Here is a 22,054-nt window from a genome sequence, read left to right as displayed (position 1 = left end):
CGACAACATCAATGAGGTATGCCATGCGTGAAGTGGTGATCGTCGACAGCGTCCGGACGGGCCTGGCCAAGTCCTTTCGCGGCAAGTTCAACCAGACCCGCCCTGACGACATGGCGGCGCACTGCGTCAACGCGCTGCTGTCGCGCAATGACATCGACCCGGCGAGCATCGAAGATTGCATCGTCGGCGCCGGCTCCAACGAAGGCGCGCAGGGCTACAACATCGGTCGTAACGTCGCGGTGCTCTCGCAACTGGGCACGGGCGTGGCCGGCATGACCCTCAATCGATTCTGTTCGTCGGGTTTGCAGGCGATCGCGATTGCTGCCAATCAGATCGCCTCGGGCTGCAGCGACATCATCGTCGCCGGCGGCGTCGAGTCGATCAGCCTGACCCTGAAAAGCGTCAACACCGATCACCTGATCAACCCGCTGCTCAAACAGCAGGCGCCGGGCATCTATTACACGATGGGGCAGACCGCCGAAGTCGTGGCGCGGCGTTATGGCGTCAGCCGTGAGGCGCAGGATCGCTATTCCCTGCAAAGCCAGATTCGTACCGCACAGGCGCAGGCCGCCGGCTTGTTCAACGATGAAATCGTGCCGATGGCGGTGAAGTATCGCGTCGAGGACAAGAACAGCGGAGCCGTGCAGATTCTCGAAGGCATCGTTGATCGTGACGATTGCAACCGCCCGGACACCACTTACGAAAGCCTCGCCGGGTTGAAACCGGTGTTTGCCGAAGACGGTTCGGTGACGGCGGGCAACTCGTCACAACTGTCGGACGGTGCGTCGATGACGCTGGTGATGAGCCTGGAGAAAGCCCTGCAACTCGGTCTCAAGCCGAAAGCTTTTTTCCGCGGTTTCACCGTCGCCGGTTGCGAGCCGGACGAAATGGGCATCGGTCCGGTGTTTTCTGTGCCGAAACTGCTCAAGGCCAAGGGCTTGCAGGTGGCGGATATCGATTTGTGGGAACTGAACGAGGCGTTCGCCTCGCAGTGCCTGTACAGCCGGGATCGGCTGGAGATCGACAACGAGAAGTACAACGTCAATGGCGGCTCTATCTCCATCGGGCACCCGTTCGGGATGACCGGGTCGCGTCAGGTCGGGCATCTGGTGCGGGAGTTGCAGCGGCGCAATCTGCGTTACGGCATCGTCACCATGTGTGTTGGTGGGGGGATGGGCGCGACGGGGTTGTTTGAGGCGGTGCGTTAAATAGGCAGGATTTGTGTTGTCTGATCTGGCCTCTTCGCGGGCAAGCCCGCTCCCACAGGTTTTGTGGTGTTCGCCACTGATCCTGTGGGAGCTGGCTTGCCAGCGATTGGATCACCCTTGATTACCGGTTTGAATCCAGAAGCTGCATCCGCGCGATATAGGCTTTTATCTCCAGCTCAGCTTTCTCGGGACTGTCAAACGGCCCCTCAAGGGTATTTTCCCGCGTGCTGAAAAACAGTTCGCCATTGACCCGACACACCCGGTCGCTGCGAAAGTGCGTGGCGGGGGCGGGGTCCTGGCGGCGCATGCCTAACATGGTCGGTCTCCTTTTTATGATGCGCTGAAACGGATCCAATGAGCTTATGCCTGAAGCACTTACCCTGCTTGCTCTGCCGATCAACGGCGCCGCGTCAATTTAATGCTGCGACCTGCACAGTTTCATTCGCGGCGTGTCCTGAACTGTCCCTGTGTTGCGTCCATTGCCAAGCCTAGAATGAGCGCACTTGTCGGCAGGCTTCGGGGTTCGCATGCACATTTCATCGGGTCGCTGGGTGTACGGCTTGTTCCTGGCGCTGCTGACGGCGTTTTTGTGGGGCATCCTGCCGATCAAGCTCAAACAGGTCTTGCTGGTGATGGACCCGATCACGGTGACCTGGTTTCGCCTGACGGTGTCCGGCGGCTGTCTGTTCATTTACCTGGCGGCGGTCAAACGCCTTCCGAGCCGCAAAGTGCTTGGGCCCAAGGGCGGCTGGCTGGTGTTGATGGCCGTGCTCGGGCTCGTCGGTAACTACGTTTTGTACCTGATGGGCCTGAACCTGCTGAGTCCCGGCACTGCGCAACTGGTGGTGCAGATGGGGCCGATCATGTTGCTGATCGCCAGTCTGTTTGTGTTCAAGGAGCGCTTCAGCATCGGCCAGGGCATTGGCCTGGCGGTGTTGCTGATCGGGTTTGTGCTGTTTTTCAATCAGCGTCTGGCGGAGTTGCTGACCTCGCTGTCGGATTACACCGCCGGGGTGTTGCTGGTGCTGCTGGCGTCGACGGTCTGGACCTTTTATGCGCTGGGTCAGAAGCAATTGCTGACGGTGTGGAATTCGCTGCAAGTGATGATGGTGATCTACCTGTTCTGCGCCTTGTTGCTGACGCCTTGGGTGCATCCGCTCGAAGCGCTTGAGTTGAGCCCGTTGCAGGGCTGGCTGCTGCTGGCGTGCTGCATGAACACGTTGATTGCCTATGGCGCGTTTGCCGAAGCGTTGGCGCATTGGGAGGCATCGCGGGTCAGTGCGACGTTGGCGATCACGCCGTTGGTGACGTTCGGGGCGGTGGCAATTGCGGCCGGGGTCTGGCCGGAATATGTGCATGCCGAGCAGATCAATGCGCTCGGTTATGGCGGCGCAGTGCTGGTGGTGCTGGGGTCGGCGCTGGTGGCGTTGGGGCCTTCGTTGATTGCCGGGCTGAGGGCGCGGCGGCTGAAGGTGGCAGCGAGTTGAACCGCGTCATCGTTCATCGCGGGAAGCCCGCTCCCACAGGTATGCACATAACCCTGTGGGAGCGGGCTTGCCCGCGATGGCGGACGTTCAGGTGCTGAAGGACTTAGCCCTTGGCGCCAGCCTCGATCATGTTTTCCGGCCGCACCCACGCATCAAACTCTTCATCAGTCAGATAGCCCAGTTCCAGCGCGGCCTCACGCAAGGTCAGCCCTTCGCCGTAAGCCTTCTTGGCGATTTCCGCTGACTTGTCGTAACCGATGTGCGGGTTCAGCGCCGTCACCAGCATCAACCCACGTTCCAGATGTTTCGCCATGACTTCGGCGTCCGGCTCAAGACCGGCAATGCAGTGCTGCTGGAAGTTGCTGCAGCCGTCGCCGAGCAGGCGGATCGATTGCAGCAGGTTGTGGATGATCACCGGTTTGAACACGTTCAACTGCAAGTGACCCTGACTGGCGGCAATGCCGATTGCCACGTCGTTGCCCAACACCTGGCAGGCGAGCATCGACAGCGCTTCGCACTGGGTCGGGTTGACCTTGCCGGGCATGATCGAGCTGCCCGGCTCGTTGGCCGGCAAGCGCACTTCGGCAAAACCTGCGCGTGGGCCGGAGCCGAGCAGGCGCAGGTCGTTGGCGATTTTCATCAGCGCCACGGCGAGGGTCTTCAGCGCGCCGGACAGGCTGGTCAGCGGTTCGTGGCCGGCCAGTGCGGCGAACTTGTTCGGTGCGGTGACGAACGGCAGGCCCGACAGCGCGGCCAGTTCCGCCGCAATTGCCTCGCCAAAACCGTGCGGCGAGTTCAGCCCGGTACCGACCGCGGTGCCGCCCTGCGCCAGTTCACACACCGCCGGCAGCGCGGCGCGGATCGCCCGTTCGGCGTAATCCAGCTGCGCGATGAAACCGGACAATTCCTGACCGAAGGTGATCGGCGTCGCATCCATCATGTGCGTGCGACCGGTTTTCACCAGTTTCATGTGCCGGGCGGCCAATTCGGCGAGGCCACCGGACAGTTCGGCAATCGCCGGCAGCAGTTGCTCCTGCACGGCTTTGACGGTGGCGATGCTCATGGCGGTGGGGAAGCAGTCATTGGAGCTTTGCGAGCGGTTGACGTGATCGTTCGGGTGCACCGGCGTCTTGCCGCCGCGCGGGTTGCCGGCCAGTTCGTTGGCGCGACCGGCGATCACTTCGTTGACGTTCATGTTGCTCTGCGTGCCGCTGCCGGTCTGCCAGACCACCAGTGGAAACTGGTCGTCATGCTGGCCGTCGAGGACTTCGTCGGCGGCTTGTTCGATCAGGCGGGCGATGTCGGCTGGCAGGTCGCCGTTGCGGTCGTTGACCCGTGCGGCGGCTTTCTTGATCAGGGCCAGGGCATGCAATACCGGCAGCGGCATGCGTTCCTGACCAATGGCGAAGTTGATCAGCGAGCGTTGCGTCTGAGCACCCCAGTAGGCGTCGTCCGGGACATCGATCTGGCCCAGGCTGTCGGTTTCGATACGGCTCATCGTGCACACTCCTGTTGGTCTGTTTGCGCAGTTTAGGCCGGTGTCGGCCCAGGTGGTTCCCTCGATCCGATTGTTGACCGGCAAATCCCCGTCAATCAAGCGCGGCAAGGCCCGGGGGTTGAGCCGCAGCGATTTTTAGGCGCAGAATGGTCGCCCTTGGGGTTTTACCTCGCTTTGCTTAAAAGGAAACTCGATGACTCGTCTTCGTGCCATCTGTACCGCGGTTGCACTGGTTTGCGCCAGCGGCCAGGTGCTTGCCGATACCGCCAGCCACAACGCCAGTGCCGAAGCTTTCCTGACCCTGGCGCACGCTGACAAACTGGGTACCCCGGTGTACATGCAAGTGCAGCAAATGTTCGCCCAGCGTTTTGAACAGACCAAAGCCCCGGAATCCAAGAAAGCCACCCTGGAAACCTATCAGGCCAAGGCCAATGCCGCTCTGGACCAGGCCATTGGCTGGAACAAGCTGAAGCCGGACATGGTCAAGCTCTACACCACCAACTTCAGCGAATCCGAGCTCAAGGACCTGGTTGCGTTCTACCAGTCGCCACTGGGCAAGAAAGTCCTGGAAAAAATGCCGCAGCTGACCCAGCAATCGGCCCAGATGACCCAGGCCAAGCTGGAAAGCGCAGTACCGGTGGTCAACAAGCTGCTGGAAGACATGACCAACGAGCTGGCCCCGAAAGGCGCTGCTCCGGCCAAGAAAAAGCCGTAAGCGGAGTTCGTGATGACCATGCAACAACGCATCGAATCGACGCTGGGTCTGCTTCAGCCCGAGCATCTGCAAGTGCTGGATGAAAGCCACATGCACAGTCGCGGGTTACAGACCCACTTCAAGGCTGTGGTGGTCAGCGCGCAGTTCGACGGCCTGAACCGGGTCAAGCGCCACCAGAAGGTCTACGGCACGCTCGGCGAGCTGATGGGTGAGTTCCATGCGTTGGCGCTGCACACCTACACCCCGCAGGAATGGGCAGAGATCGGCGCCGCCCCGGCGTCGCCGACCTGTGCCGGCGGTAGCAAACACTGATATTGGACGGTTTTGTTCGTGGTGCTTTTGTGATGAGGGAATTTTTGTGGCGAGGGGATTTATCCCCGATGGGTTGCGCAGCAGCCCCAAAACCACAGAACTCGATATGCCTGAAATACGCATTATCAGGGGTTGGGGCCGCTTCGCGCCCCATCGGGGATAAATCCCCTCGCCACAGAGACATCAGCAGATCCTAAAACCACAGTGTTTTTGCTAGAATCCGCAACGCGCCGCTTAGTCGGCGCGTTTTTTTTGAATCCGGTTCACCCTTTACGAGGGTAGCCACCTGGAGAAATACCCATGACACAACCGATTGTCGTGGCGGCACTGTATAAGTTCGTCACCCTCGAAGATTACGTCAACCTGCGCGAGCCACTGCTGCAAGCGATGGTCGACAACGGCATCAAAGGCACCCTGCTGATCGCCGAAGAAGGCATCAACGGCACGGTTTCCGGCACGCGCGAAGGCATCGACGGCCTGCTCGTTTGGTTGAAGAACGACCCGCGCATGGTCGACATCGACCACAAGGAATCGTACTGCGACGAGCAGCCGTTCTACCGCACCAAGGTCAAACTCAAGAAAGAGATCGTCACCCTCGGTGTCGAAGGCGTCGACCCGAACAAAAAGGTTGGCACCTACGTTGATCCGCAAGACTGGAACGCGTTGATCAGCGACCCGGAAGTGCTGTTGATCGACACGCGCAACGATTACGAAGTGTCGATCGGCACCTTCGAGGGCGCCATCGATCCGAAAACCACCAGTTTTCGTGAATTCCCCGACTACATCAAAGAACACTTCAACCCGGCCGTGCACAAGAAGGTCGCGATGTTCTGCACCGGTGGCATTCGTTGCGAGAAAGCGTCGAGCTACATGCTCGGTGAAGGCTACGAAGAGGTTTACCACCTCAAGGGCGGCATCCTGAAGTACCTCGAAGAGGTGCCGCAGGAAGAAACCAAGTGGCAGGGCGACTGCTTTGTGTTCGACAACCGCGTGACCGTGCGCCACGACCTCAGCGAAGGCGACTACGATCAATGTCATGCCTGCCGCACGCCGGTCAGCGTTGAAGATCGCGCCTCCGAACATTACGTCGCCGGTATCAGCTGCCCGCACTGCTGGAACAGCCTGAGCGAGAAAACCCGTCGCAGCGCCACCGATCGGCAGAAGCAGATCGAACTGGCCAAGGCGCGCAACCAGCCGCACCCGATCGGCTACAACTATAAGCAAGCATCCACCGAGGCTTAACCATGTCTGCGCGCCTGCTCTATGTGATGGATCCGATGTGTTCGTGGTGCTGGGGGTTCGCTCCGGTGGCCAAGGCACTGGTCGAGCAGGCGCAGGCAGCCGGGGTGGAGTTGCATCTGGTGGTCGGTGGTTTGCGCACCGGCAGCGGTTCGGCGCTGGAACCGACCACGCGTCGTTACATCCTTGAGCACTGGCAAGCGGTCACCGAGGCCACCGGCCAGCCGTTCAAGTTCGACGGCGCGCTGCCCGATGGTTTTGTTTACGACACCGAACCTGCCTGCCGCGCGATCGTCACCGCGCGCAGCCTTGCGCCCGATTGTGCGTGGACGCTGGTTGGGCTGATTCAGCAGGCGTTTTACGCTGAAGGTCGCGATGTCACTCAGGCCAGCGTACTGGTGGAACTGGCCGAACAGGCCGGTGTGCCGCGTATCGAATTCGCCGCGCTGTTCGATCATGCCGATCAACACAAAGCGACTCAGGCCGATTTCAGTTGGGTACAGGATCTCGGCATCGCCGGTTTCCCGACCTTGCTCGCCGAACGCAATGGCCAACTGGCGTTGCTCACCAACGGCTATCAACCGCTCAGCGAATTGTCGCCCTTGCTCGGCCGCTGGCTGGAGCGCGCTGCCTGTGCCTGATCGGGCCGATGACACGCCAGCCGTAAAGCGTGTCGACCGGCTGAGCTGGGCAGAAGTCCGGCGCTTGGCACTGCATCACAAAAAATCCCTGTGGATCGCCAACGGCGTGGCCGTGCTGGCGACGCTGTGCAGCGTGCCGATTCCGCTACTGCTGCCATTGCTGGTCGACGAGGTGTTGCTCGGCCACGGCGACGCCGCGCTGAAAGTCATGAACCATGTGCTGCCGACGATGTGGCAGCAAGCGGCGGGTTATATCGGCCTCATGCTGGTGGTCACCCTGACACTGCGATGCAGCGCGTTGTGTTTTGGCGTGTTGCAGTCGCGGCTGTTCGCACGGCTGGCCAAGGACATCGTCTATCGCATCCGCGTGCGCCTGATTGATCGGCTCAAACGTATTTCCCTCGGCGAGTACGAAAGTCTCGGCAGCGGCACGGTGACCACGCATCTGGTCACGGACCTGGACACCCTCGACAAGTTTGTCGGTGAAACCCTCAGCCGTTTTCTGGTGGCGATGCTGACCTTGGTCGGCACCGCGAGCATTCTCATGTGGATGCACTGGAAACTGGCCTTGCTGATTCTGCTGTTCAACCCGCTGGTGATTTACGCCACGGTGCAGTTGGGCAAACGGGTCAAGCATCTGAAGAAACTCGAGAACGACAGCACGGCGCGTTTCACCCAGGCGCTGAGCGAAACCCTCGATTCGATTCAGGAAGTGCGTGCGGGCAACCGTCAGGGTTACTTCCTTGGCCGGCTCGGCTTGCGCGCGCAGGAAGTGCGTAATTACGCAGTCAACTCCCAGTGGAAAACCGACGCCTCCAACCGCGCCAGTGGCCTGCTGTTCCAGTTCGGTATCGATATATTCCGTGCGGCGGCGATGCTCACCGTGCTGTTTTCCGACCTGTCGATCGGTCAGATGCTCGCGGTGTTCAGTTACCTGTGGTTCATGATCGGCCCGGTGGAACAGCTGCTGAATCTGCAATACGCCTACTACGCGGCCGGCGGTGCGCTGGCGCGGATCAACGAGTTGCTGGCACGCGCCGATGAGCCGCAGTACCCGGGCGGTGTCGATCCGTTCAAGGGCCGCGACACCGTGGGCATTCAGGTGCAAGGCCTGAGCTTCGGTTATGGCGACGAATTGGTGCTGAACAAGCTGGACCTGTCCATCGCGCCCGGTGAGAAGGTGGCCATCGTCGGCGCCAGCGGCGGCGGCAAAAGTACCCTGGTGCAGTTGCTGTTGGGACTGTACACGCCGCTCGCCGGGACCATCCGTTTCGGCGGTTCGACCCAACAGGAAATCGGCCTGGAGACGGTTCGCGAAAACGTCGCTGTGGTGTTGCAACACCCGGCGCTGTTCAACGATACCGTGCGCGCCAACCTGACCATGGGCCGCACCCGCAGCGACGAAGCCTGTTGGCAGGCGCTGGAAATCGCCCAGCTCGAACCCGCTATCCGCGCCTTGCCGGACGGCCTCGACAGCATCGTCGGGCGCTCCGGTGTGCGTCTGTCTGGCGGCCAGCGCCAGCGTTTGGCGATTGCGCGAATGATCCTCGCCGAGCCGAAAGTGGTGATCCTCGACGAAGCCACCTCGGCCCTCGACGCCGCCACCGAATACAACTTGCACCAAGCCATGGCGCGCTTTCTCAACGGCCGCACGACGCTGATCATTGCCCACCGCCTGTCGGCTGTGAAGCAGGCTGATCGGGTGCTGGTCTTCGATGGCGGGCAGGTTGCCGAAGATGGCGATCATCAGCAGTTGATTGCCGACGGCGGGCTGTACGCCAAACTCTATGGCCACCTGCAACAAATCCAGCGCCCTTGAGTTTTGTCGGCGTTTCTGTGCTTAGTGCTTGAATTGCTTTGACTAAAGACGCCCGGAATACCTCCGCGGACAGCAACGTTGCACGATCGACATAGAGGACGGCAAAGCTGTCCCTTTGACATGTCGAAAATTAGCCTAGGCTGAGCTGTCAGGAGCGGTATTTTCCGGTGTTCATCTGGCAGTGCTTGCGCAAGGGATCTCATGAAGCAAAAGCGGACTCTCGGAACGCCACGGTTGTTGGGCATCGTCTGGCCATTTATTGCCGTCGTGTTATTTCAGGCCCTGTTGGGGGGCGTGAGTCTTTACGTGCTGTCGGCCGTTCGCGGGTATGTGGCGGGGGAGAGTCTTTGGTCCAAGGGCCAGAAAGACGCCATCTACTACCTCAATCTGTACGCCGACAGTCGTGACGAGTCGATTTTCCTCAAATACCAGAATGCGATTGCCGTGCCTCAGGGCGGCCATCAGTTACGCCTCGCGCTGGATCGCCAGCCGCCGGATCTGGCTGCTGCGCGCGAAGGCATTCTCAAGGGCGGCAATCACCCCGATGACGTCTCCAGCCTGATCTGGCTGTACCTCAACTTCCGTCATTTCAGTTACCTGGAAACCGCCATCGACCGCTGGACCGTGGGTGACGCCTATCTGGTCGAGCTCAATGACGTGGCGCGCGAGATGCATCGGAGCATTGCGCAGAACAGCGCCAGCAGCGCCGACATCCAGGGCTGGAAGGCGCGGATCTTTGCCATCAATGACGGCGTGACACCGGCGGCGAAAGCGTTCAGCGATGCCCTGGGCGAAGGCTCGCGGATGATCCTGCGGCTGCTGCTGTTCACCAACCTGGCCACGGCGCTGGGCTTGATCGTGCTGGCCTTGTTACGCACGCACAAACTGCTCAAGCAGCGTCATGCCTTCGCCGAAGCGCTGCAACTGGAGAAGGACCGCGCGCATGTCACGTTGCAATCGATTGGCGATGGCGTCATCACCACTGACGTGAGCGGCGCTATCGATTACATGAACCCCGCCGCCGAAGCCATGACCCACTGGAAGGCCGAGCAGGCCGCAGGATTGCCGCTGGCGGCGTTGTTCAACTTGCTCGACGACAACGCCCAGACCGAAGGCCTGACCCTGATCGAGCACATACTCAGCGGCCAGCTCAGTGGTGGCAGCGAGCACTCCAAGCTGATCCAGCGTCTGGATGGCAGCACGGTTTCGGTGACGCTGGTTGGCGCGCCGATCCGTAATAGCGGCAAGGTCATTGGCACGGTGCTGGTGCTGCACGACATGACCCAGGAGCGGCAATACATCGCCAATCTGTCGTGGCAGGCCACCCATGATGCGCTGACCGGGCTGGCCAACCGCCGCGAGTTCGAATATCGCCTGGAACAGGCATTGCACAACCTCACGCGCCAGTCCGGGCGGCATGCGCTGATGTTCCTCGATCTGGATCAGTTCAAACTGGTCAACGACACCTGCGGGCATGCCGCCGGCGATGAACTGTTGCGGCACATCTGCACGTTGTTGCAATCAGGCCTGCGCGAGGGCGACACGCTGGCGCGCCTGGGCGGTGACGAGTTCGGCATTCTGCTGGAGAACTGCGCGCCGGAAGCGGCTGAGAAGATCGCCGAGTCGCTGCGCCAGACCGTGCAGAATCTGCATTTTGTCTGGAAAGGGCGGCCCTTCCTGACCACCGTGAGTATCGGCCTGGTCCATGTCGCGCAAACGCCGACAACCCTCGAAGCCTCGCTGCGTGCTGCCGACATGGCCTGCTACATGGCCAAGGAGAAGGGGCGCAACCGCGTGCAGGTCTACCATGCCGACGATTCCGAGCTGTCGCTGCGCTTCGGCGAAATGGCCTGGGTGCAACGACTGCACATGGCGCTGGAAGAGAACCGCTTCTGCCTCTATGCCCAGGAAATCTCGCCGCTGAAACCGAGCGACGGCAAGGGTGGGCACATCGAGATTCTGCTGCGTCTGCACGATGAAGCCGGTCGGATGATTCTGCCGGACAGTTTCATTCCGGCCGCCGAACGTTATGGTTTGATGAGTCAGTTGGATCGCTGGGTAGTGCAAAACGTATTTAAGGTTATTGCTCAATGTATTGCACAAGAACATAAAGGCCCATTAGCAATATGTGCGATTAATCTGTCAGGCATTACTATCGGAGATGACGCGTTTTTGCACTTCCTGCGGGAACAGTTTGTTATTTATTCGATTCCGCCTGAAATGATTTGTTTTGAAATTACTGAAACCAGTGCAATTTCAAACTTGGGTAGTGCAATCAGATTTATTAATGAACTCAAAGGCTTGGGCTGCTATTTCTCGCTTGATGACTTTTGTGCCGGAATGTCTTCATTCGCTTATCTGAAACATTTGCCTGTAGACTTCCTGAAGATCGATGGGAGTTTCGTAAAGGATATGCTGGACGACCCGATTAACCGCGCAATGGTCGAAGTGATCAATCACATCGGCCATGTCATGGGTAAGCAGACAATTGCCGAGTTTGTTGAAACAACCCAGATCGAGCAGGCATTGCTTGAGATTGGTGTGGATTACGCTCAGGGTTATGTTATTGAACGCCCGCAATTGTTTACCTGCGACAGTTTGCTAAGTCGCCCCGCCAGACCGCAGCCGCTGTTATTCAAAGCGCCTGGCACGTTCCGTTGAAATCTCTCGCCGATCCTTACAATCACAAATCAAAAGGAGCCGAACAGTGATCGACACATTCAACCGAACCGGACCACTCATGGAAGCTGCAAGTTATCCCGGCTGGGCACAACAGCTGATCGAGGATTGCAGCGAGAGCAAGCGCCGGGTTGTCGAACATGAGTTGTATCTGCGCATGCGCGATAACAAGCTCAGCGCCAAAACCATGCGCCAGTACCTGATCGGGGGCTGGCCGGTGGTTGAGCAATTTGCCTTGTACATGGCGCAGAATCTCACCAAAACCAAATTTGCCCGTCACCCGGGCGAAGACATGGCGCGGCGCTGGTTGATGCGCAACATCCGCGTTGAACTCAATCACGCCGATTACTGGGTGCACTGGAGTCGCGCGCACGGCGTCAGTCTGGAAGATCTCCAAGCCCAGCACGTGCCGCCCGAACTGCATGCGCTGAGTCATTGGTGCTGGCACACCAGTTCTGCCGATTCGCTGATCGTGGCCATCGCCGCGACCAATTACGCTATCGAAGGCGCGACCGGGGAGTGGTCGGCGCTGGTCTGTTCTACCGGGGTTTACGCCGCTGCGTTCCCCGAAGAAGACCGAAAGCGGGCGATGAAGTGGCTGAAGATGCACGCCCAATACGATGATGCTCATCCGTGGGAGGCGCTGGAAATCATCTGCACCCTGGCGGGCATGAACCCGAGCAAGGCTTTGCAGGCCGAGCTGCGTCAGGCGATCTGCAAGAGCTATGACTACATGTACCTGTTCCTGGAACGCTGCATGCAGCTCGAAACGTCGGAGCGTTTGCTGGTAAGTCGTGAGCGCAGGGCCGTGGTCGAGAGCTGATATTCGGCTAAACGCAAAACCAAATGTGGGAGCGAGCCTGCTCGCGAAAACGGTGTGTCAGTCAACTCATTGTTGAATGTCAGATCGCATTCGCGAGCAGGCTCGCTCCCACACTGTTTTGTGGTGTATGGAGGGACTCAGCCCGCCATCGCCAAGCGATTACGCCCTTCGCGTTTGGCCACGTATAGCGCACTGTCCGCGCGGCGCAACAGGCTTTCTACCGATTCGCCCGGAAGCAGGGTCGAGCAACCGAGGCTGACCGTCAATTCGATCAACTGCCCATCCGCGTAATACTCCGCCGCCTGCGCCGCATAGCGCAGACGCTCGCCGACCATCGCCGCCGCTTCCCGGCTGGTGTTGGACAGCAGGATCAGAAACTCTTCCCCGCCATAGCGAAACACCATGTCGACGTTGCGCAACTGTCCCTTGATCGATGCGGCCACGGCTTTGAGCACGGTGTCGCCAGCGCTGTGTCCATGACTGTCATTGACGCGTTTGAAGTGGTCGATATCGAGCATCAGCACGGATAAAGGTTGCAGATGCCGACGCGACATTTCGATCTCGCGTTGCAGCGTTTGCTCCATGGCGATGCGGTTGCCGGCGCCGGTCAACGGATCACGCAATGCGCTTTGCGTCGCGGCGCGATAGAGCAGGGCATTGCGCATCGGAAACAGCAACGACGACAGCAGCGATTCGAGATTGCCCTGATCCTGTTCGTTGAAACGTTGATTGCGCCGGAACACCAGTTCGCCCATGTGCTCGCCTTCGTGGCTCAAGCTATAGCTGACCGAATGATGGCCTCGGGCGCCGAATTCCAGGCGCAGGTCACTGCCCTGATGCGCGTAGCTCAAGGCATCCAGCGGCACAAGACGTTGTACTTCGCGGAAGAACAGACCGAGGATCCGTTGCGGTTCAAGACTGGTTTGCAGTTGCAGGCTCATTTGCTGGCGCAGTTGCGCCAGGCTGGTCGGTCGCTCCAGAAGGGGAGGCAGTTGACCAAAGCCCAGGCGTTGCAATTTGGCACTGTCAAAGTCAATTGCATTGGTCTGGGAGGGTGATTTCATATGGCGTGAGCCCCTAAGCAGTAAGTCTGTCTTACAGGCTGGGTGAGAGCGGCTATGGGCTGCGCGTCATACTGATCCATCAGTCCCGTAGGACATTTGGCGTAAGTTTAGTCTGCCTGATGACGATTAGTCAGCTATCGAATCAGGCCTTGCCCCATTGCCTTCACACGGCATGCTTTGAGGAAAATTAGAGCGAAAGTCGTGCCATTCGGTTCGGTTTTATTTAACCCGTTATAAATCAACGACTTGATATGAAAGGTAAGGAGGTCGTGCTGGATATTTGACTGTTATGTGACGGCAGGCAGCGGCAAATGCGTGCCGCGACGGTAATCCGCCACGGCAACAAATGCGACGTATGGCATTACTGTGCGTTGAATGCCTGGCCGTTGATGCCGGTACTGTCCGGGCCCATCAAGTACAGATAGACCGGCATGATTTCCTCCGGAGTCGGATTGTTCAGCGGGTTTTCTCCCGGGTAAGCCTGCGCGCGCATGCTGGTGCGAGTGCCGCCCGGGTTGATGCTGTTGGCGCGTACTGGCGCCACGCCGTCGACTTCATCGGCGAGGGTTTGCATCAGGCCTTCGGTGGCGAACTTCGACACGCCGTAAGCGCCCCAGTAGGCACGACCCTTGCGCCCGACGCTGCTGGAGGTGAACACCACCGAAGCATCCTGCGACAGCTTGAGCAGCGGCAGCAGAGTGCTGGTGAGCATGAACATGGCGTTGACGTTGACCTGCATGACGCGCATGAAGTTTTCGCCGGACAACTGCTCGATCGGCGTGCGTGGGCCAATGATCGAGGCGTTGTGCAGCAGACCGTCAAGATGACCGAATTCACTTTCGATCATCGCTGCCAGCTCATCGTACTGATGGGGCAGGGCGGTTTCGAGGTTGAACGGAATCACCGCCGGTTGCGGATGGCCCGCCGCTTCGATCTCGTCGTAAACCTGGGTCAGATTCGCTTCAGTCTTGCCCAGCAGCAGCACGGTAGCGCCATGCGCGGCGTAGGTCTTGGCGGCAGCCGCGCCAATGCCGCGCCCGGCACCGGTGACCAGAATGACCCGATCCTTGAGCAATTCGGGACGAGCGGAGTAATCGAACATAAAAACCTCACAATCCATTCATGAAGACCTGCTTCACCCTTTGTGGTGAGGGGATTTGTCCCCGATGGGTTGCGCAGCAGCCCAGCATTCTTTCAGGTCGATTTGACGTGCAGGTTTAACGACGGCTTCGCCATCGATCGGGGATAAATCCCCTCGCCACAAACGGCTCCTGCAAACAGTCGGGTCAGCAGCTGCAAAGCGCGCTATCGAGCACCTTGCGCAACTCCGACGGATGATCCACCACAACATCCGCACCCCAGTGCCGTGGGTTGTCATCCGGATGAATGTAGCCAAACGTCACCGCTGCCGTTTTTGTACCGGCATCGCGGCCCGACTCGATATCGCGTAGATCATCGCCTACAAACAGAACCGTCGACGGATCCAGATCAAGCATCTTGCACGCAAGGATCAACGGCTCCGGATCCGGCTTGCTGTTTTTCACGTGATCGGGGCAGATCAGCAGCGCCGAGCGCTCGGCCAGCCCCAGTTGTTGCATGATCGGCTCGGCGAAGCGCAGCGGCTTGTTGGTCACCACGCCCCAGAGCAGATTGGCTTTCTCGATGTCGGCCAGCAGTTCTCCCATGCCGTCGAACAGCTTGCTGTGCACTGCGCAGCCAACCAGATAGCGTTCGAGGAATTCCAGACGCAATTGCTCGAAGCCCGGCGATTCCGGGTCCATCGAGAAAGTCACCGCGACCATCGCTTTGGCGCCGCCGGAGATTTCATCGCGGATGTGCTTGTCGTTCATCGGCGGCAAGCCGCGATCCGCGCGCATCGCCTGACAAATGGCGATGAAGTCCGGCGCGGTGTCGAGCAGGGTGCCGTCCATGTCGAAAAGGACTGCTCTGATGGCCATCGGCTTACTCCTCGCGCAGGGTCTGGATCATGTAGTTGACGTCAACGTCGTTGGCCAGTTTGTAGTGCTTGGTCAACGGGTTGTAGGTCAGGCCGATGATGTCCTTGACGGTCAGGCCGGCCATGCGGCTCCAGGCGCCCAGCTCGGACGGGCGGATGAATTTCTTGAAGTCGTGGGTGCCGCGCGGCAGCAGCTTCATGATGTATTCGGCGCCGACGATGGCAAACAGGTACGCCTTCGGGTTGCGGTTGATGGTCGAGAAGAACACCTGGCCGCCCGGTTTGACCATGCGGAAGCAGGCGCGGATCACCGACGATGGGTCGGGCACGTGCTCAAGCATCTCAAGGCAAGTTACTACGTCGAACTGCTCGGGCATTTCTTCGGCCAAAGCTTCGGCGGTGATCTGCCGGTATTCGACACTGACGCCGGATTCCAGCTGATGCAGTTGCGCCACCGCCAATGGCGCTTCGCCCATGTCGATGCCCATCACGGTGGCGCCGCGCTGGGCCATGGCTTCGCTGAGAATGCCGCCGCCGCAACCGACGTCGAGGACCTTCTTGCCAGCCAGATTGACCCGCTCGTCAATCCAGTTGACCCGCAGCGGATTGATGTCGTGTAGCGGTTTGAATTCGCTTTCACGATCCCACCAGCGATGGGCCAGGGCTTCGAATTTGGCGATTTCGGCGTGGTCGACGTTGCTCATGTTCAATTCCTCGAAAAACTTGAAAAAGGCTGTAGCCGCGGATTGTGTTCCGCGGTGTTTACGATTCGGTGTGGCCGCTGATGCGCTGGCCCCAGGCGCGGGCGGTGGCGCCCAGCTGTTGTTCGTCCATGCGCGTCAGGCGCCGGTCGTCGAGCAATTGTTTGCCGGCGACCCACAGATGTTTCACGCAATCGCGACCGGTGGCATATATAAGCTGCGAAACCGGGTCATAGACCGGCTGCTGGGCCAGGCCGGAGAGGTCGAAGGCGACGATGTCGGCGGCTTTGCCGATTTCCAGCGAGCCGACCTGCGATTCTATGCCCAGCGCCCGCGCGCCGTTGAGAGTGGCCATGCGCAGGGCGCGGTGGGCATCGAGCGCGGTGGCCGAGCCGGCGACGGCTTTGGCCAGCAGTGCGGCGGTGCGGGTTTCACCCAGCAGGTCGAGGTCGTTGTTGCTCGCTGCACCATCAGTACCGACGGCGACATTCACCCCGGCCTGCCACAAACGCTCCACCGGGCAGAAACCGCTAGCCAGTTTGAGGTTCGATTCCGGGCAATGGATCACGCTGGTGTTGCTTTCTACCAGCAACGCCAGGTCGTCATCGCTGATCTGCGTCATGTGCACCGCCTGGAAGCGCGGGCCGAGCAAACCGAGTCGACCGAGGCGGGCCAGCGGCCGTTCGCCGCGCTGCTCGAGCGCTTGCTGGACTTCAAAGGCAGTTTCATGGACGTGCATGTGAATCGAGGCGTCGAGCTCCTCGGCGATCACGCGGATTTTCTCGAGGTTCTCGTCGCCGACGGTGTAGGGTGCATGAGGGCCGAAAGTGATCTTGATCCGCTCATGATGCTTGAGGTCGCCAAACAGCTCGACGCCCTGACGAATGGCTTCATCGGCGCTGCTGGCGCCGGGAATCGGGAAGTCGAGGATCGGAATGGCGATTTGTGCACGGATACCGCTGTTGTGTACACGCTCACAGGCAACCTTCGGGAAGAAATACATGTCCGAGAAGCAGGTGATGCCGCCCTTGATCTGCTCGGCGATGGCCAGATCGGTGCCGTCACGGACGAAGTCTTCATCGACCCATTTGGCCTCGGCCGGCCAGATGTGGTTTTCCAGCCAGGTCATCAGCGGCAGATCGTCGGCCATGCCACGGAACAGCGTCATCGCCGCGTGGCCGTGCGCATTGATCAGGCCGGGAGCGAGCAGCACATCCGGCAGCTCGCGGATTTCCGTGGCGTTACATTTCAACGCTTCGGCGCGCGGTCCGATAAACACGATGCGACCGTCGCGGATGCCCAGGCCGTGCTCCTTGAGCACAACGCCTGCAGGTTCGACGGGTACCAGCCAGGTCGGCAGCAATAATAAGTCGAGCGCAATGGCAGGTTTCGGCATCGAGGGTCGGTTCCAGTGCTTTTATAAAGGATGGCGAAGTATACCCGAGCGTCTTCGCGGGGGGATCGCTATAATCGGCGGCTTTTGTTCATGAGTGCGGGGTGAGGGATGCGCGATCGACTGTTGGCTGCGGAGAAAGTAAAGGCCATCGATTGGCGAGATGGCGCGCTCCACCTGCTGGATCAGCGTATTTTGCCGTTCGAGGAAACCTGGATTGCCTACACCAGCGCCGCCGGCGTGGCTGAAGCGATTCGCTCGATGGTGGTGCGCGGCGCGCCGGCCATCGGCATCAGTGCGGCGTATGGCATTGTGCTTGCGGCCCGTGCGCGGGTTGCCGAAGGTGGCGACTGGTACGCGGCGCTGGAAGAGGATTTCGCACTTCTGGCCGATTCTCGTCCGACCGCGGTCAACCTGTTTTGGGCGCTGGGTCGCATGCACGATCGGCTTGATCGGCTGAAGGACAATGCCGATCCGCTCGCCGCGCTGGAAGCGGAAGCCATCGCCATTCATGAAAGCGACCGCGAAGCCAATCTGACTATGGCGCAGCTGGGCGTCGACCTGATCCGTAAGCATCAGGGCAATGCCCAGGCGATCCTGACCCATTGCAATACCGGCGCACTCGCCACGGGTGGTTTCGGTACGGCGCTGGGCGTGATCCGCGCGGCGTTCCTTGAGGGCATGGTCGAGCGTGTTTATGCCGACGAAACCCGTCCATGGCTACAGGGCTCGCGCTTGACGGCGTGGGAGCTGGCCAACGAAGGCATCCCTGTCACCCTGAATGCCGACTCCGCCGCCGCGCACATCATGAAGACCAAAGGCGTGACCTGGGTGATCGTCGGTGCTGATCGGATCACGGCCAATGGTGACGTGGCGAACAAGATCGGCACCTATCAACTGGCCGTCAATGCGATGCACCACGGGGTGCGCTTCATGGTGGTGGCGCCGAGTTCGACCATCGACATGAATCTGGCCAGCGGCGATGACATCCCGATCGAGGAGCGTGACGGTGCCGAGTTGCTCGAAGTCGGCGGCAAACGTGTCGGCGCCGATGTTGAGGCGTTCAATCCGGTGTTTGATGTGACGCCGGCGGACCTGATCGATGCAATCGTCACGGAGAAAGGCATCGTCGAGCGCCCGGATACCGCGAAGATGGCCCAGTTGATGTGCCGCAAACGCCTGCATTGATGGGGTATGGCGTCTGTGAAGACGGCATCGCTGGCAAGCCAGCTCCCACAGGTTTTGTGCTTGCCACCGATTCTGTGGGAGCTGGCTTGCCAGCGATGAGGCCTTAAAAGTCAATAAACATCCGCAATCCACGCCCCAATTCTGCATTCAAAGAAGCTCTGAGCCTCTCTCGTCCCCGTTAAGCCTGTCACCGGTCAACTAACTATGCTCCATGCGCATCTGGGGGATAGGTGCGTGGCGGCCTTTGTGATAACATCCGGCGTTTTCCGAGGCAGCTCCGCGGAGCTGTCTTTACTGCGCAAATCCACTCTCCAGATTGTTGATTTGTCGTAAGTCGGTGCATGGCACTCAGCCTGCCCCGACGAGCTTCGTTGCTCCCACATGGATATGACGAAGTTTCACCAGAAAAAGGAATCAGGCTTCTCATGGGCGAACTGGCCAAAGAAATCCTCCCGGTCAATATCGAAGACGAGCTGAAACAGTCCTATCTCGACTACGCGATGAGCGTAATCGTCGGCCGTGCACTGCCGGATGCGCGCGATGGCCTCAAGCCCGTGCACCGTCGCGTACTGTTCGCGATGAGCGAGCTGGGCAACGACTTCAACAAGCCGTACAAGAAATCTGCCCGTGTTGTCGGCGACGTGATCGGTAAGTATCACCCGCACGGTGATACCGCGGTGTACGACACCATCGTCCGCATGGCTCAGCCTTTCTCCCTGCGCTACCTGCTGGTCGACGGTCAGGGCAACTTCGGTTCGGTCGACGGCGACAACGCTGCGGCCATGCGATACACCGAAGTGCGCATGACCAAGCTGGCGCACGAACTGCTGGCTGACCTGCATAAAGAAACCGTGGACTGGGTGCCAAACTACGACGGCACCGAACTGATCCCGGCGGTCATGCCGACTCGCGTACCGAACCTGCTGGTCAACGGTTCCAGCGGTATCGCCGTGGGCATGGCGACCAACATTCCGCCGCACAACCTCGGTGAAGTCATCGACGGTTGCCTGGCACTCATCGACAACCCTGAGCTGACCGTCGATGAGCTGATGCAATACATCCCCGGTCCGGACTTCCCGACTGCCGCGATCATCAACGGTCGCGCCGGCATCATCGAAGCCTACCGCACCGGTCGCGGGCGCATTTACATGCGTGCCCGTTCGATCATTGAAGACATCGACAAGGTCGGTGGCCGTCAGCAGATCGTCATCACCGAACTGCCGTACCAGCTGAACAAGGCGCGTCTGATCGAGAAGATCGCCGAGCTGGTCAAAGAGAAGAAGCTGGAAGGCATCACCGAACTGCGCGACGAGTCCGACAAGGACGGTATGCGCGTCGTGATCGAACTGCGTCGCGGCGAAGTGCCTGAGGTGATCCTCAATAACCTGTACGCCCAGACCCAGTTGCAATCGGTATTCGGCATCAACATCGTTGCGCTGATCGATGGCCGCCCACGCATCCTTAACCTCAAGGATCTGCTGGAAGCCTTCGTTCGTCACCGTCGCGAAGTCGTCACCCGTCGTACCGTGTTCGAACTGCGCAAGGCGCGTGAGCGTGGCCACATCCTCGAAGGCCAGGCCGTCGCCCTGTCGAACATCGACCCGGTTATCGCTCTGATCAAGGCTTCGCCGACTCCTTCGGAAGCCAAGGAAGCGCTGATCAGCACGCCTTGGGAATCCTCCGCCGTAGTGGCGATGGTTGAACGAGCCGGTGCCGATTCGTGCCGTCCGGAAAACCTCGATCCGCAATACGGTCTGCGCGAAGGCAAATACTTCCTTTCGCCAGAGCAGGCGCAAGCCATTCTGGAACTGCGCCTGCACCGTCTGACCGGTCTGGAGCACGAGAAGCTGCTGGCCGAGTATCAAGAGATCCTCAACCAGATCGGCGAGCTGATCCGCATCCTCAACAGCGCCGTGCGCCTGATGGAAGTGATCCGCGAAGAGCTGGAAGTGATCCGTGCCGAATATGGCGATCAGCGTCGCACCGAGATTCTCGATGCCCGTCTCGACCTGACCCTGGGTGACATGATCCCGGAAGAAGAGCGCGTCGTGACCATTTCCCACGGTGGCTACGCCAAGACTCAGCCATTGGCTGCGTACCAGGCTCAGCGTCGTGGCGGTAAGGGCAAGTCGGCTACCGGCGTCAAGGATGAGGACTACATCGCTCACCTGCTGGTTGCCAACAGCCACACCACGCTGCTGCTGTTCTCCAGCAAGGGCAAGGTGTACTGGCTCAAGACCTACGAGATTCCGGAAGCGTCCCGCGCCGCCCGTGGTCGTCCGCTGGTCAACCTCTTGCCGTTGAGCGAGGGCGAATACATCACCACCATGCTGCCGGTCGATCTCGAAGCCATGAAGCGTCAGGCTGACGAAGAAGAAGCCGAAGGCGTTGAAGCTGATGTAGAAGACCTCGAAAACAGCAACGAAACCGACGAAGAGCGCCGCGCGCGCATCAAGGCTGCCGACCGCAAGAAGGCGCCGTTCATCTTCATGTCGACCGCCAACGGTACGGTCAAGAAGACTCCGCTGGTGGCCTTCAGCCGTCAGCGCAGCGTCGGTCTGATCGCCCTGGAACTGGACGAAGGCGACATTCTGATCTCCGCTGCCATCACCGATGGCGAGCAGGAAATCATGCTGTTCTCCGACGGCGGCAAAGTGACCCGCTTCAAGGAATCCGAAGTTCGCGCCATGGGCCGTACCGCCCGCGGTGTGCGTGGCATGCGTCTGCCGGAAGGGCAGAAGCTGATCTCCATGCTGATTCCGGAAGAAGGCAGCGAGATCCTCACTGCTTCCGAGCGTGGTTATGGCAAGCGTACTGCCATCACCGAGTTCCCTGAGTACAAGCGTGGCGGCCAAGGCGTTATCGCCATGGTCAGCAACGAGCGTAACGGCCGTCTGGTCGGCGCGGTTCAGGTGCAGGATGGCGAAGAAATCATGCTGATCTCCGATCAGGGCACTCTGGTGCGTACCCGTGTCGACGAAGTGTCGAGCCTGGGTCGTAACACGCAGGGCGTCACCCTGATCAAACTGGCCAAGGATGAAACCCTGGTCGGTCTGGAGCGGGTTCAGGAGCCTTCGGAAGTCGAAGGTGAAGAGCTTGAAGGTGAAGAGGGCGAGGAGTTCGAGGGCAACGTCGTGATCGACGATGCCGCCGAAGACCAGCAGCTCGACGCCGCAGCAGACGAAGAACCGCAAGAATAAGCGGACAAGCGAGGGGGCGGATGAAAATTCGCCCCCTTGTTATTTGTCCGGTATGAAATTTCGACATCATGGAGATTCCCTGTGGGAGCGAGCCTGCTCGCGAATGCAGACGCTGCGGTACCTCTGACAC

At 59.8% G+C, this 22,054-nt stretch carries 18 protein-coding genes; 11 read left to right on the top strand and 7 right to left on the bottom strand.

From position 1 onward, the window contains the following. Positions 1-23: 23 nt before the first annotated feature. A complete protein-coding gene (locus tag ACVVH8_RS21415; protein ID WP_475226225.1) occupies positions 24-1,208 on the top strand; it encodes a thiolase family protein in 1,185 nt (394 codons plus the stop codon). 121 nt (positions 1,209-1,329) lie between these two features. On the opposite strand, the gene ACVVH8_RS21410 is transcribed toward ACVVH8_RS21415, so the two are convergent. Continuing rightward, entirely contained in the window at positions 1,330-1,524 is a 195-nt protein-coding gene (locus ACVVH8_RS21410; protein WP_103305657.1) for a DUF6316 family protein, read from the bottom strand. A 211-nt stretch (positions 1,525-1,735) separates the two neighbouring features. Here ACVVH8_RS21410 and ACVVH8_RS21405 point away from each other — a divergent pair, with 211 nt between their 5' ends. After that, positions 1,736-2,695: an EamA family transporter gene (locus ACVVH8_RS21405; protein ID WP_315445815.1), complete on the top strand. Its 960-nt coding sequence runs from the start codon at positions 1,736-1,738 to the stop codon at positions 2,693-2,695. A gap of 103 nt (positions 2,696-2,798) precedes the next feature. Here the strand turns inward: ACVVH8_RS21405 and ACVVH8_RS21400 are convergent, their stop codons facing one another. Next, complete coding sequence (locus ACVVH8_RS21400; protein WP_103305659.1) at positions 2,799-4,193, bottom strand: class II fumarate hydratase; 1,395 nt, start codon at positions 4,191-4,193, stop codon at positions 2,799-2,801. Between the two features lie 193 nt (positions 4,194-4,386). On the opposite strand from ACVVH8_RS21400, the gene ACVVH8_RS21395 reads away from it, so the two are divergent. The 7 genes from ACVVH8_RS21395 (at position 4,387) to ACVVH8_RS21365 (ending at position 12,421) form a co-directional block, all read left to right on the top strand. Beyond that, positions 4,387-4,908 (top strand): DUF2059 domain-containing protein, encoded by a 522-nt coding sequence (locus ACVVH8_RS21395; RefSeq protein WP_008079765.1) that lies wholly within the window; start codon positions 4,387-4,389, stop codon positions 4,906-4,908. A 12-nt stretch (positions 4,909-4,920) separates the two neighbouring features. Beyond that, positions 4,921-5,220 (top strand): BolA family protein, encoded by a 300-nt coding sequence (locus ACVVH8_RS21390; RefSeq protein ID WP_095125183.1) that lies wholly within the window; start codon positions 4,921-4,923, stop codon positions 5,218-5,220. A gap of 300 nt (positions 5,221-5,520) precedes the next feature. Continuing rightward, positions 5,521-6,462 carry an oxygen-dependent tRNA uridine(34) hydroxylase TrhO gene (gene trhO, locus ACVVH8_RS21385; RefSeq protein WP_475226222.1) on the top strand — a complete coding sequence of 314 codons (942 nt, stop codon included), beginning with the start codon at positions 5,521-5,523 and terminating at the stop codon, positions 6,460-6,462. A gap of 35 nt (positions 6,463-6,497) precedes the next feature. Beyond that, a complete protein-coding gene (locus ACVVH8_RS21380) occupies positions 6,498-7,100 on the top strand; it encodes a DsbA family protein (RefSeq protein ID WP_172828209.1) in 603 nt (200 codons plus the stop codon). Next, positions 7,093-8,919 (top strand): ABC transporter ATP-binding protein, encoded by a 1,827-nt coding sequence (locus tag ACVVH8_RS21375; protein ID WP_475226219.1) that lies wholly within the window; start codon positions 7,093-7,095, stop codon positions 8,917-8,919. Before ACVVH8_RS21380 ends, ACVVH8_RS21375 begins: the two co-directional genes overlap by 8 nt. A 201-nt stretch (positions 8,920-9,120) precedes the next feature. Beyond that, the gene (locus ACVVH8_RS21370; RefSeq protein ID WP_475226217.1) at positions 9,121-11,580 is read left to right on the top strand and encodes an EAL domain-containing protein; all 2,460 of its coding nucleotides are present in this window, start codon (positions 9,121-9,123) and stop codon (positions 11,578-11,580) included. A gap of 79 nt (positions 11,581-11,659) precedes the next feature. Further along, positions 11,660-12,421 carry a TenA family transcriptional regulator gene (locus ACVVH8_RS21365; protein ID WP_371919323.1) on the top strand — a complete coding sequence of 254 codons (762 nt, stop codon included), beginning with the start codon at positions 11,660-11,662 and terminating at the stop codon, positions 12,419-12,421. Between the two features lie 137 nt (positions 12,422-12,558). Here ACVVH8_RS21365 and ACVVH8_RS21360 read toward each other — a convergent pair whose 3' ends face one another. From ACVVH8_RS21360 to ACVVH8_RS21340, 5 genes are all read right to left on the bottom strand, one after another. Further along, the gene (locus tag ACVVH8_RS21360; protein WP_103305666.1) at positions 12,559-13,485 is read right to left on the bottom strand and encodes a GGDEF domain-containing protein; all 927 of its coding nucleotides are present in this window, start codon (positions 13,483-13,485) and stop codon (positions 12,559-12,561) included. Between the two features lie 361 nt (positions 13,486-13,846). Continuing rightward, positions 13,847-14,587 (bottom strand): YciK family oxidoreductase, encoded by a 741-nt coding sequence (locus ACVVH8_RS21355; protein WP_103305667.1) that lies wholly within the window; start codon positions 14,585-14,587, stop codon positions 13,847-13,849. Positions 14,588-14,771: 184 nt separating this feature from the next. Then, positions 14,772-15,443 carry an N-acetylmuramic acid 6-phosphate phosphatase MupP gene (mupP, locus tag ACVVH8_RS21350; RefSeq protein WP_315445819.1) on the bottom strand — a complete coding sequence of 224 codons (672 nt, stop codon included), beginning with the start codon at positions 15,441-15,443 and terminating at the stop codon, positions 14,772-14,774. Positions 15,444-15,447: 4 nt separating this feature from the next. Further along, a complete protein-coding gene (ubiG, locus tag ACVVH8_RS21345) occupies positions 15,448-16,146 on the bottom strand; it encodes a bifunctional 2-polyprenyl-6-hydroxyphenol methylase/3-demethylubiquinol 3-O-methyltransferase UbiG (RefSeq protein WP_025113081.1) in 699 nt (232 codons plus the stop codon). A 58-nt stretch (positions 16,147-16,204) separates the two neighbouring features. Next, on the bottom strand, positions 16,205-17,539 hold the full coding sequence (locus ACVVH8_RS21340; RefSeq protein WP_475226214.1) for a TRZ/ATZ family hydrolase: 1,335 nt from the start codon (positions 17,537-17,539) through the stop codon (positions 16,205-16,207). A gap of 108 nt (positions 17,540-17,647) precedes the next feature. Here ACVVH8_RS21340 and mtnA point away from each other — a divergent pair, with 108 nt between their 5' ends. After that, positions 17,648-18,724 carry an S-methyl-5-thioribose-1-phosphate isomerase gene (gene mtnA, locus ACVVH8_RS21335; RefSeq protein WP_103305670.1) on the top strand — a complete coding sequence of 359 codons (1,077 nt, stop codon included), beginning with the start codon at positions 17,648-17,650 and terminating at the stop codon, positions 18,722-18,724. A 425-nt stretch (positions 18,725-19,149) separates the two neighbouring features. Continuing rightward, positions 19,150-21,924: a DNA gyrase subunit A gene (gene gyrA, locus ACVVH8_RS21330; protein WP_213026233.1), complete on the top strand. Its 2,775-nt coding sequence runs from the start codon at positions 19,150-19,152 to the stop codon at positions 21,922-21,924. The last annotated feature ends 130 nt before the right edge of the window (positions 21,925-22,054 follow it).

This window comes from Pseudomonas trutticola BRTCR10 (assembly GCF_056155105.1).
This window is presented reverse-complemented; position numbering and strand designations above follow the sequence as displayed.